Below are 11252 nucleotides of genomic sequence, written 5' to 3' on the forward strand. Positions count from 1 at the left end.
GAGGACGTGGGCGCTCCGCAGGCGAGACCGCGCGCCTCCTCGACCAGCACGCCGTCGACCTGCGTCACCCACGTCTCGTCGCGGTAGACCAGCTTCAGCCACTCGTCGCCGCTCATCTCCTCGCGGCGCACCACCTCCCACCGATCGCCGTACTCGGTGGCCCCGGCGATCGCCGGACCGAGAAACGGCTCGCGCGCCACCGACTCGACCGCTTCCCGCCATGCCGGGTCGTGTAGACATCCGGTCCGGGTGAGCCGGTCGGCGAGGTCACGGCGAAGCCGGGCCGCCAGAGCGGGCGTGCCATGAACGGTCACGGTCGTTCCTCCAGGAGCAGATCGGCGAGATGGCGTCCTCGATTGACGCGGTCAGCCGGTCAGGTAGAGCGATACCGCACCCATGCTCGCCCGGCCTCGGCGGCCCGCGCACGGAAATCGCGTCCTTCCTCCGGGCCGAACCGCGCCTTGTACAGGCGGAACATCGTCCACAGCGCGGCCAGGCCGGTCACCGCGTCCGCGGGCGCGGACCGCCAGGCCGACACCCGGGCCAACAGCGCCTCGGTCTGCTCCGGGGTGTGGCCCGCCTCGATGAACCGGGGAGCGAGCATCACGGCCTCCACCCACGCGGCACCGCGCACCGCGAACGCCCAGTCGACGACGTACGTCTTCCCGTCATCGATCCGGAAGTTGCCGGGGTGCAGGTCGTAGTGGAGCAGGGTGTCCCCCTCCAGCGCATCGAGGTCGAACCTGTCGAGCGCCGTCTCGTACATGGCCCGGTCCGGCAACTCCCCGGCGAGCAGGCTCGCGGCCTTGGCCTGGAGGCCCGCGATGTTCACCGCGACCTCCGGAACCTCGCCGGGGCACGGGGTGAGCGCCTCGTTCAGGACGACCAGGGTGTCCAGCACCAGCGGCACATCCGGCGAACCGGGCGACAGGTCGGCGTCCCGGCCGTCAAGGTAGTCGTGCAGCAGCACGATCCATCCCTCCACCTCGCCGCTCCAGCGCAGGCGGGGGGTGGGCAGGCCGGACGGCAGTAGGGTGCCGGCTCGTCGTTCCCGCTCGTATAGGGACGCAGCCGGGCCGGCTGTGGAGGCGGCCTTGAGGAAGACGGTTTCGCTGTTTTCGGTGTGCAGTCGGGCGGCGAGGCCGGGCATGAGTCCCTTGGTCACGGGTTCGGCCTTGAGCACCTGGCCGACCTGCTGCTCGACGGTGGCGCGCACGTTGCTGGGGAGGTCGTCCCACTGGGGTTTCACGGTCAGCTCTCCCTCGGGTCGTCGGCGCAGCCCGCGTAGCACTGGCTGCATTCGCTGAGGGGATCCACAGCTCGGGGACGACCGGCGGCTCGCATGGCTTTGACGGTGGTCCCGATCGTGGTCACGGGGTGGGAAGTCGTGTCGGCGGGCTCGTAGTGAATGAACCGGCCGGGCATCGTCGACGGCGACGTGAGCCCCACAGGCGAGACCGCGCGCCTCCTCGGCCCTGCGCTCATGTAGTTACCGTCGCCTTCTGCGGGGGGCGGCTACCTGCGCTGGCTGGCCTCCAGGTAGTCCGCGACGACCGCGGAGCCGCTGTGCGGCGCGAGCCGGTCGGTGAGTTCTTTCAGTCTCAGATTCAGCCGGTTGGACTTGATGCCCGCCACCTGAACTGGCGAGGCCGTCTCCACCGCGCCGTCCACGTCGCCGCGCTGGAGCAGCACGCTGGCGTGCAGCACGGTGTGCAGCCCGCGAGTGCGGGCGTTGCCCGCGGGCAGATTCAGTGCGTCGGTCGCCTGTCGTTCGGCGGCGGCGGTGTCCCCGAGGTCGCGCAGGGCATGCATCACTGATCCGGCGTAGTGCGCAGGACCGAACACACCCAGCCAGTCAGGGTCTTGGGCAGGGACGGAGTGTTCCATTGCCTGGTCAGCGATGCGTAGGACGCGGCGGGTCTCGTGGGAGTCGCCGATCAGCGCGTGGGCTCGCGCCTCGGTGACGGCGATCCGGGCTGTCAGTGTGTGCGGGATGGCTCGGCCGCCGGTGTCGCGAGCCGACCGGGCCAGTCGCACTGCTGTGCGGGTCTCGCCTAGAAAAAGCGCCTGAGTCGCCATGTTGCCCAGAACGTAGGCGCCATAGGCGGTGTCTCCGGAATGCTTAGCCAAGGCAGCGGCTTGGATGTAGTAGCGCTGAGCGAGCCCCTGGTGGCCGGCGTCCATCGCCATCCATCCCGCCATGTCCGTGAGGGCGGCGGACACATTGAACAGTTCGCGGCCCACCGAGTCGCTGTAGCGTCCCTGAAGCAGCGGGTCGACCTCGATGGTGAGGTACTGCTCCAGCCAGGACAGTGCGTACCCGCCGCCATGGGCATGGTCGAGCTGTCTGAATTCCTGCCTGGCTTGGCGCAGGCGAGCAATATCGGCGTCGGTGACAGCGCGGGCACCTTCTCGGTGCAGCGACGCCTGCGCTGGAGCGTCCCTCCAGTCAAGAGCTGCTTCGATCGCCACCGCAGCGATGAATGTGACACCGTGATGCATAAATGCGCGGCGCTCCACTGCACTCCTCCATAGTTCAGTGACCGCGGTTACGGTAGCGGCCGGACATGCGGAGATACTCAGGCTCTGTCGGATCTTGTCGCCCTGATGGAACCCGAGCTGGTGAACAGTGAGAGCGCGGCCCAACGCCCTTGACAACACCTGAGCGAGCAGCACAGGGCTCGGAGGATCAGGCACCGCGCCCCTGAGCCAGCGGCCGACAGACCGATAGTCGTAGGCCAGCCGCAGGCCGTGCTCGGTCGCGCCCAGATGCACGACCTGACGGGCGAGTGCGGCGTGGGACAGACCGCATTCGACGATGAGCGCGTTGAGCTCGTGGTTCATGATCGAACGAGGCATGGTCGCCGCTCCCTGCGTCGGCGCGGCCGTGGCGCGCTCTCGCGCATGACGGTACGCGCCTTGCGTGAGCTGCGCAGGTTCACACGGAACCGCACACGGGGAGTGCACCCTCACACGGGTGCGACACCGGCGCGACACCCTGTCACCCGTCGTAGCTGTCAGTGATCAAGTGCAGCGTATCCAACGAGAGCCCTACGCCGACGGGAGCCCCATAGCGGCTCCCCCGTCTCAAAAGGAGAGGGACTGTGACAGCACCTCTGAACAGCACGCTCGTACTCAACCCCGATGAGCTCGGCCCCGATCCAACGCTGGGCATGGACCTGGCGGTGAAACTGGGAATCGGGCACTTGGAGATTCGCTCGGTCGAAAGCGCCAACGCGGTGACGTTGCCCAAGGAGAGACTGGAGCACATCCGCTCCCTGGCCGACGAGCGCGGCCTGAAGGTCGCGGCGTTGGCCTCGCCGCTGTGGAAATGGTGCCGACCCGAGGCTCGGCCGGGCCGGGTGGACACCTTCGGATTCCCCACCCAGGTCGCGCCCGAGCATCGACTGGGGTGGGTGGAACGCGCTATAAAGGCCGCCGCCATCCTCGGCGCCCCAACGGTACGAATCTTCTCCCACCTGCGCGTCGAGCCGGAGCTGACCGAGCAGTTCGTCAGTGACCCGCTGCTGCCCCAAGCCCTAGAGGTGGCGAACCGGTCCGGGGTGCGGCTGCTGCTGGAGAACGAGCCGGTCTGCACCGTCGCCCACGCCGAGCCGCTGTTGGAAGTCCTGCGCCGCTACCACGGGCAGGGCCTGGGATTGTGGCTGGACGTGGCGAACCTTCACGAGGTCGGCCAGGCCACCGGCGAGGTCGTGGAGTACCTGGCGCCGTACGTGGGCTATGTGCACGTCAAGGACTACGACTCGAACGCCGACGGCAGCCGGACCTTCTGCCCGGCCGGCGAGGGGTGCGTGCCGTACGACGAGGTGCTGCCGCTACTGCACGCCGCCTGCCCGACACTGCCCTACGCGCTGGAAACCCACGTGCGCGACAGCCCCGCCGATGCTTTGCGCGCCGGGGCTGCGTTCCTGCGCTCAATGGTGCCCGGGGGCGTGGCGTGAGACGGGTGCTGCTGGTCGGCGCCGGGGAGGTCGGGGCCAAGCACCTGGCAGCACTCGCTGGTGCCGACGGGTTGACGGTGGCCGGGGTCGCTGATCCCTGCCCGCACGCCGCACTGCCGCCGGATACCCCGGTGTTCGCCTCCTGGCGCGCGGCTCTGACCGCGCTGAACCCGCAGTTGGTAGTGGTGGCCGCACCGCCAGGGATCGCACTCGCGGCTGCCCGGGACGCAGCGGCGACCGGGGCCGCGGTGCTCGTGGAGAAGCCGGCCACGCTCGCCCCCGCCGACCTGGTGCCTCAGGCGGGCGACGAGCGGGTTTTCGTGGGATTCCAACCGCACTTCGCACCTGGCCTGAACATGCTGCTCATCCAGCCCCCGGCCATCGAGCGAGCGGAGGTGGTACTGGCGGTACGGCGCGATCCGGGCTACTTCCGTGACTGGCGTCGCGCCTACGCCACCGCCGGCGGGGTGCTGCACCAGCAGGCCATCCACGGTCTTGCACTGGCCCTGCGATTGCTGCCCGGAAAGGTCGAGACGGTGGACGCCGAGGTGGCCCACCTACGGGGCCTGGCCGAAAGCGAGGATCATGTCACCGCTGACATCACCCTCGCCGGCGGGCGCACGATACACATCGACGCCTATATCGACCACCCCGGCCCGCCCCGTCACGAACTCCTTCTCCACCTCACGAACGGGCAGCACCTGTCGGTGCGCGGGCGAAACCTCGAAGCCGGGCTCGGCGAGATCGCTGCCGCACCCACGCACGAGCAGTTACGGCGCCGGATGTACGCAGCCGTGCTCGACGCCACCCAACAGCCCGCTCACCCTTGCCTGTTCCCAATCTCGGCGCTGCGGCGCCCACTGGAGGTAATCGACCGTGTATACCGTGACGCACGCCGTGTCCGGGCAGCGAACGCCGTTGCCGCATGAACTGGCCGTCGAGGTCGTCGAACGCAAGGGCATCGGCCACCCTGACACCCTCGCCGACGGTATCGCCGAAATGGCTTCCATCCGCTACAGCCTGCACTGCTTGAAGGAAGTCGGCGCGGTCCTGCACCACAATCTGGACAAGGTCGCCGTCCTCGGCGGCCGGGCCGCCTTCACCGAGACCGGAGGCGTCTACGACCGGCCGCTACGGGTCGTCTTCGGCGGCCGGATCTCCACCAGCTTCGCCGGGCGAGAGTTGCCGGTGCGCGAGATCCTCCACCAGGCCGCCGTCGACCATCTGCGCGTCGCGCTGCCAGGCTTCGACCGCGTACAGCTTCAGGTCTTGCACGAGACGACCGACTCGTCCAAATTTCCCCACTGGTTCGCCCCCCGCGGTCTGGAGGACCTGCCCGAGCGGCCGACGGCGCACTCCAACGACACCGCCTATCTCGTAGGATCGGCGCCGCGCACGACAACCGAAACAGTCGCGCTGCTGGCCGAAGCCTGGTTCCGTTCTCGTGCGTGGGCGGGCAGCGACATCAAGGCGCTCGTCGTGCGGCGGCACGACATGTGGGCGATCACCGTGTGCGTGCCTGCCCTAGCCGGCCACTTGACCAACTCCGAGGAGTTCGATGACGCGGTCGCCACTGCGGCCGACGAGCTGACCGAGGTTCTTCGGCAACGATTGCCGGGGCGCGTCACGGTGGTGTGCAACACACGCGGCAGCCGTACCGGCCCCTTGTCCGGGCAGTACTTCACGTTGTCCGGCTCAGCCATCGACTACGGAGAGGACGGCTTGGTCGGCCGCGGCAACGCCCGTTCCGGGCTGATCAGCGGCGCCCATTTGGCGGGCAACGAAGCCACCTTCGGCAAGAACCCGGCTTACCACGTCGGTAAGGTCGGCGGCTGGCTGGCCGACCGGGCTGCCCAGGCGGTGGCCACCCAGTTCGGGCCCTGCCGGATCGGGTTGTTGTGGCGCAACGGTGCCCGCTACGACCAGCCCGCCTCCATCGAAATCACCACTGCTTCGCGAATGCCCGATTCACAGGTCGAAGCCGTGGTGCGCGCCGAACTGGCCCGTACCGACTGGCTGACGGACCTGCTCGACGGCCGCTACCTGCCTCACGTCTCGCCGGTCCAGCAGCTGCTCGACGAGCTCGACCACGTAGCCGGTTGAGGTAGGCGTGAAGAAGGCGAGGATCGCCACCGGCCATGTATCCGCCGTCGTCGCCCTGCCCGACGACTTGGATACCACCCCCGCCTGTGCTGCCAGTCGGTCTCTACCCGGCGGCTGGCAGTTAGGCCCGCACGACTCCGCCTCACCGGCGACCGTTGAGGTCGCCGTCGGGGCGGCGAGCATCGCTGCCGACCCCCACACGGTGCGGCTGCGACTGCCCCGCCAGGCGGCAACGTCGGCGACTCTCGCCTATGTCATCTACACCGCGTTTGAACGCGCCCGCCAGCAGCAGCGTATGGTCACCGTGCACGCCACCGCGCTACACACCCCTACAGGGGCGGCGGTGCTGCTGCTGGGCACCAAGGGATCCGGTAAAACCACCACGGCGCTGGCTCTGGCTGAACGCGGCTGGCTCCACGCAGGAGACGACCTGGTGGTCCTCGCCGAGTCGAACAACGGTGATCTGATGGTGTGGCCAGGCAAGCCCACCGCGGCCATCCGCGATCCCCTTCAAACGCTCGCGCCTAAACCCCTGTGTGACCTGGAGCCGTTCGCAGCCGGCCCGGCCCCGCTGAGATGGATCGTGCGCCTGGCCGTCCACCCCAGCGGGGCCGGGGCTTCGCTGACGTCGGCGGTGCCGCTGTCAGTGAACGAGCGTCTACGACTGCACGAAGGGCTGGCCCGTTACATCTCCGGCTTGCCCACCCCGTTGACCGGCATCGCCTCGGCGCCGTACGGCCCGGTGTGGCCGCTGGACACGCCGGCGTGCGCACAGTGGCGCGCCAACCTCATCACCGCGCTGAACAACCACCGGTTCGACTACCTGTACGCCCCCACCGCCTGTGCCGCCGCTGACCTGCTCACCAAGGAAGCCGATCGATGAACGCCGTGATCCTGCCGAGCCGCAACGAGCCGACCACCATCGCCGCCGTCACCGCGGCAGTGGACGCCGCCATGGACGACGCGCGGGCCGTGATCGTCCACGCCGACTCCTCCGACACGCCGCAGACCGCCGAGTGTTTCACCGCCACCGGCGCCCGCGCGGCGAAGGTATCGCTGATCAACCTGAAGCGAGGCAAGGGGGCCCAGATCCTGGCCGCCGCCCGCTGTCCGCAAATCAGCGACGCCGAGGCGGTACTGATCGCCGATACCGACACCCTCAACCCCAACCCGGCTGTCTACCGGGCGCTGCTGAACCAAGTGCGAAGCGGGTACGGCCTGGCGATCGCCGACTACCCGCGCCACTGGGACGAGGCCAACCTCACCAACCATCTCGCCCGGCCGCTGATCGCAGCAGCCACCGGGCATGATGTGCCCCAGCCGCTGGCCGGCGACCTCGCCCTATCCCGCGACGTACTGACTGCCGTCCGACAGGCCGCCGACGCCCTGCCCGAACCACTGTCCGGGTGCGTAGACGGCTACGGCATCGACGCCTTCATACTCCTCACCTCCGCACACGGCCCCATGACGTCCGTACGGTTCGGCCGGCCCAAACGGCACGCCCGCTCCTTCCCTCACCTGTCGGCCATCTACCACGAGGCCGTCCCGGTCTTGCTGCATATGACCGCCGCCCGGAACTCGGCACCCGCGCCGCTAGGAGGAGGCGCGGCGTCATACCGGGTCGCTGATCGTGCCCTGCCGCCAGGCCGCCTGGAGAGCATGCTGACCACGCTGGAGAACCTCTGCCCGTTTTCCCCGAGCGGATACGATGAACATCTTTGGCCGCTGCCCGCCGCGGACGCCTGGCGCGCCGTCGCCTCCGGCACACCGGCAGTTGATGCGGCCCGCCGGTTGTGGCCACACTACACCCAACGTGTCCGCAGCTGGCTCACCAGCAGCCAGTACGCCACCGCCCGGCAGCGTGCCCAAGAGCTCGCTGCCGCCCACGCCCGCCTGTGCGCCGTTCTCACCTCACCAGGAGCTCCATGATGACCACCGCTTCCACCTCCGGTTTCTCGGCCTTCGCCCTGGAACCCTTCCCCGAGCTTCGGCTCGGCGACGACCTGGCCGCCACCATCACCGGCGTCATCACCCGCACCGGCGCCCGGCTGCGCGACGGCGACATCGTGGTGGTCGCCTCCAAGGTCGTGTCCATCGCGGAGCGGCGCTATGTCGAACTCGCCGACGTCACCCCCTCGTCCAAGGCAATCGAGCTGTCGGCCCGTACCGGCAAGCCCGCCGAGATCGTCCAGCTCATCCTGGACAGCTCGACCGAGCACTTCCTGGCCACCGAGCGCGGCCCGATCATCGCCCGGCACACCCTCGGCTACCAGCTGACCTCCGCTGGGATCGATCGTGCCGGAACAGACGGCGCCTGGCTGCTGCCCGCGGACCCGGACGCCTCCGCCCGTGCCCTGCGCGACGCGCTGATCGCCTTCACCCGCGCTGATGTCGCCGTCGTCATCGCCGACTCCGACGGCCGCGCCGACCGGCGCGGAGCGACCGTCATCTCCATCGGCGCCGCCGGCATCGCTCCCCTGCGGGCCACCGAGCACGGCGGCAAACGACAGGAGGAGACCCTCACCGACCTGATCGCCGCCGCCGCCGGGATCATCCTCGGGCAGCGCGGACGCGGCGCCCCCGTCGTCGTCGTGCGCGGTATCGCCTACACCCCGAGCAACGACGGCGTGGCGTCGGTACTCCACCGATGAGCGGCCTCATTCTGATCACCGGGGCCGGCGGGACCATCGGCACCCGCCTCGCCGCCGACCTGGCCAAGGAGGGCGTTCGCCTGCGGCTGCTTGACCGCCGCCCACAGGCCGGCGGACCGCCCGCGGGCACCGAGTTCGTCCAGGTCGATCTGCGCGACCAAGACGCGGTTTCGCAGGCAGCCGCCGGGATGTCCGCGATCATTCACCTCGCGGGCATCACCCAGGAAGGGCTGTTCTCCGAGATGGTGGAGCACAACATCACCGGTACCCACCACGTCCTGGAAGCGGCCCGCCGACAGCGGGTACCGCGCGTGGTGTTGGCCAGCAGCCACCATGTCACCGGCATGAACGTCGTTGGCGACCGGCCTGAGCAGGCGTCATTGGCTCCGGACAGCTTCTACGCCGTCAGCAAGATCACCATGGAGGCGCTCGGAAGCCTCTACGCGCACAAGGGTGGCGTCGAGGTCGTCGTCGTACGGATCGGCAGCTACCGAACCACGCCGAGTGAACCTCGGCACCGGGCGACCTGGCTCAGCCCGCGGGACGCCACCGCCCTGCTGTACGCGGCGGCCACCCGGCCTCTGCCGAGCCCGTTTCTCACCCTGTACGGCACTTCCGACACCGCCGAACGCTGGTGGCCCCGGACCGGCTGGGACGCCATCGGCTACCAGCCCGTCGACACCGTCGACCAGCAGCCCGGGACGGGACCTCTCGTCGACCGCTTCACCGGCGGCGCCTTCGCCGATGCCGAACTCCCCGCATGAGCCCCCTGTGTGTCGCGCTCAGGCGGGACACACGGGGATCTGGTCCTCGACTCCGCGGATACGACACCGGCTGTGGCGCGCGCCGATTTCTGGGGTGACGTTTCCATCGCCGACGTCCAGCGTCGCGGAGTGCGCCAGACCCGCCACCCCTGTTTTCCACACGTGACCGATCTTCAGCGGAGATCGACCCGCAGAGCCTCTAGTTCTGTGACATCGAGGCGTCGATGTTGGCGACGCGGTCGTACCGGTCGAACTCCACAGCCGCCTCGAAGCCCGGCCCCGACAAGGTGAGCTTCGCGAAGTCAGGGCTGAACACGGGATTGAGCTGCCGCCGCAGACCATAGCTGTGCAGCGCGCGCCGGTGGTCCGTCACCCACGTTTCGGTGAGCGCCTGCGTGATGACGCGCACCGTGCGGGGCGGGTTGGGCGGTGGCAGCCGGAAGTCCGGATGCTCGATGAGGAACGCGGCCCGGGTGCCGCCTCCGGCGTCACCGTTGTAGGAGGTCCAGCGGCCTGTCACAGCCTTGGCGGCGTCCATGAGAAGCCCGACGACCGTGGCCGGTTCGGCGGGTGAGCCGGGCAGCACGTCGAACGGGACCTCCGCGGAGGCGAGTTCGGCGATGCCGTACCGTTCCCCGAAGTCACGCAAAGTCTCGGACGCCGCCACCAGCGACTCGGGAAACCCGGACGGGTTCGCCCACGCCCACAGCCACGATCGCGGACCGGGAGCGGCTGATCCGAGCAGCTGGAAGCCGGTGCAGGTGGTCGCGCGGGGGCCGATGAAGTCGAACCGCTGCTGATGCATGTCGACGTTCCAGCTGTGGTCGCCGAGCAGTTCCTGAAGGTGGAGCTGGTGTTCGAGCGAGAGTATCGCCGCGTCGTCGAGAAGGTTGAGCAAAGTGATCGGTTCTGCCACGCGGGCACCCTAACAGTCCTTCGCGGCCGACCTCGATCCGTGACCACTGACCTTAGTGCCGGTGAGATGGGTGGCGAGGGGGAACACGCTGCCCTGCTGGCCCTGAGTCGCCCCTGGGTGCCCGCTCATCGTCGGGAGCTCAGACGGGCAGGTCCCAGCCCGGTCCGCCGGGCTCTCCCAGCCAGACACGCTGGCGCTCCTCGCTCACGGTGAGCCCGTACGCCGACTGATGCGGAGATCCTTCCTCCTGCCAGGCCAGGACGGCATCCTCGACCGCGTCCCACAGCCGCAGCGGACCGTGCTGGCGAACCGTCCACCCACCCGCCGCCTCCGGCCTGGTGGTGGCCTGCGAACCGGTCGCCACGTCCAGCAGGGCGACCTCCTCACCACCACCCAGCTTCACCGCCGACGGCGCGACCAGCTGTCCCGCGAACAGCCCGGCCGGATCGTCCAGGACACGCGGATCCACCCGGCTCGCCCTGCCGTCCCCGATCCCGAGAAGGGGGGACGACATCGGGGGCGGGCCGTGAGGGCGGGCGGTCATGAAGTAGACGTCGTCCTCCAGGAAACGTCCGCTCGCCGTACCGTCGTCGGCGACGGTGAGGTGCGCGAACGCGGCCCCGCCCATCCACCCGGAAAGAGGTGCGGTGATCGTGCCTCCGTCGCGGACCTGCCACATCCAGGGAATCGGGATGTAGCGCACCGAGCAGGTGGCGATCAGCCGGTCGTACTCGGCGTTCCCCTCGTACCCCGCGAGGCCCTCACCCACCACGAGCGTGGGCGCGTACCCGACATCGGCGAGCGCGCCGCGCGCCCGATCTGCCACGACCCGGTCGTACTCGACCGAGGTCACGGC

10 protein-coding genes and 2 pseudogenes are annotated in these 11252 nt (G+C 69.3%); 7 read left to right on the top strand and 5 right to left on the bottom strand.

The window, feature by feature from the left end; genetic code table 11:
- The 3 genes and pseudogenes from AB0J58_RS42410 to AB0J58_RS42420 form a co-directional block, all read right to left on the bottom strand.
- Positions 1 to 314, bottom strand: a pseudogene (locus AB0J58_RS42410) (methyltransferase); the annotation flags it as partial.
- Between the two features lie 59 nt (positions 315 to 373).
- Positions 374 to 1300: a phosphotransferase gene (locus tag AB0J58_RS42415; protein WP_364227002.1), complete on the bottom strand. Its 927-nt coding sequence runs from the start codon at positions 1298 to 1300 to the stop codon at positions 374 to 376.
- A 215-nt stretch (positions 1301 to 1515) separates the two neighbouring features.
- Complete coding sequence (locus AB0J58_RS42420) at positions 1516 to 2859, bottom strand: hypothetical protein (protein ID WP_364227004.1); 1344 nt, start codon at positions 2857 to 2859, stop codon at positions 1516 to 1518.
- A gap of 245 nt (positions 2860 to 3104) precedes the next feature.
- Here AB0J58_RS42420 and AB0J58_RS42425 point away from each other — a divergent pair, with 245 nt between their 5' ends.
- The 7 genes from AB0J58_RS42425 to AB0J58_RS42455 are packed head-to-tail and all read left to right on the top strand — an operon-like array spanning position 3105 to position 9480.
- The gene (locus tag AB0J58_RS42425; protein ID WP_364227007.1) at positions 3105 to 3962 is read left to right on the top strand and encodes a sugar phosphate isomerase/epimerase family protein; all 858 of its coding nucleotides are present in this window, start codon (positions 3105 to 3107) and stop codon (positions 3960 to 3962) included.
- Positions 3963 to 3967: 5 nt separating this feature from the next.
- The gene (locus tag AB0J58_RS42430) at positions 3968 to 4891 is read left to right on the top strand and encodes a Gfo/Idh/MocA family oxidoreductase (RefSeq protein WP_364227010.1); all 924 of its coding nucleotides are present in this window, start codon (positions 3968 to 3970) and stop codon (positions 4889 to 4891) included.
- The gene (locus AB0J58_RS42435; RefSeq protein ID WP_364227013.1) at positions 4848 to 6065 is read left to right on the top strand and encodes a methionine adenosyltransferase; all 1218 of its coding nucleotides are present in this window, start codon (positions 4848 to 4850) and stop codon (positions 6063 to 6065) included. The genes AB0J58_RS42430 and AB0J58_RS42435 overlap by 44 nt, the downstream gene beginning before the upstream one ends.
- 7 nt (positions 6066 to 6072) lie before the next feature.
- Positions 6073 to 6948 (top strand): hypothetical protein, encoded by an 876-nt coding sequence (locus AB0J58_RS42440; protein WP_364227016.1) that lies wholly within the window; start codon positions 6073 to 6075, stop codon positions 6946 to 6948.
- A complete protein-coding gene (locus tag AB0J58_RS42445; protein ID WP_364227018.1) occupies positions 6945 to 7994 on the top strand; it encodes a hypothetical protein in 1050 nt (349 codons plus the stop codon). Before AB0J58_RS42440 ends, AB0J58_RS42445 begins: the two co-directional genes overlap by 4 nt.
- Complete coding sequence (locus tag AB0J58_RS42450; RefSeq protein ID WP_364227021.1) at positions 7991 to 8716, top strand: coenzyme F420-0:L-glutamate ligase; 726 nt, start codon at positions 7991 to 7993, stop codon at positions 8714 to 8716. The genes AB0J58_RS42445 and AB0J58_RS42450 overlap by 4 nt, the downstream gene beginning before the upstream one ends.
- Positions 8713 to 9480 (top strand): NAD(P)-dependent oxidoreductase, encoded by a 768-nt coding sequence (locus AB0J58_RS42455; protein ID WP_364227024.1) that lies wholly within the window; start codon positions 8713 to 8715, stop codon positions 9478 to 9480. The genes AB0J58_RS42450 and AB0J58_RS42455 overlap by 4 nt, the downstream gene beginning before the upstream one ends.
- A 199-nt stretch (positions 9481 to 9679) precedes the next feature.
- Here the strand turns inward: AB0J58_RS42455 and AB0J58_RS42460 are convergent, their stop codons facing one another.
- On the bottom strand, positions 9680 to 10396 hold the full coding sequence (locus AB0J58_RS42460) for a DUF6882 domain-containing protein (protein ID WP_364227026.1): 717 nt from the start codon (positions 10394 to 10396) through the stop codon (positions 9680 to 9682).
- Positions 10397 to 10535: 139 nt separating this feature from the next.
- Positions 10536 to 11252, bottom strand: a pseudogene (locus AB0J58_RS42465) (methyltransferase); the annotation flags it as partial.

The sequence above is a fragment of the Streptosporangium sp. NPDC049644 genome (genome assembly GCF_040675205.1).
Lineage (GTDB): Bacteria > Actinomycetota > Actinomycetes > Streptosporangiales > Streptosporangiaceae > Streptosporangium > Streptosporangium fukuiense.

What these genes read in the sequence shown, in the direction of transcription:
- AB0J58_RS42420 (WP_364227004.1), bottom strand. Translation starts at nt 2,859, where the DNA reads ATGCCTCGTTCGATCATGAACCACGAGCTCAACGCGCTCATCGTCGAA.
- AB0J58_RS42415 (WP_364227002.1), bottom strand. Translation starts at nt 1,300, where the DNA reads ATGCAGCCAGTGCTACGCGGGCTGCGCCGACGACCCGAGGGAGAGCTG.
- AB0J58_RS42455 (WP_364227024.1), top strand. Translation starts at nt 8,713, where the DNA reads ATGAGCGGCCTCATTCTGATCACCGGGGCCGGCGGGACCATCGGCACC.
- AB0J58_RS42445 (WP_364227018.1), top strand. Translation starts at nt 6,945, where the DNA reads ATGAACGCCGTGATCCTGCCGAGCCGCAACGAGCCGACCACCATCGCC.
- AB0J58_RS42450 (WP_364227021.1), top strand. Translation starts at nt 7,991, where the DNA reads ATGATGACCACCGCTTCCACCTCCGGTTTCTCGGCCTTCGCCCTGGAA.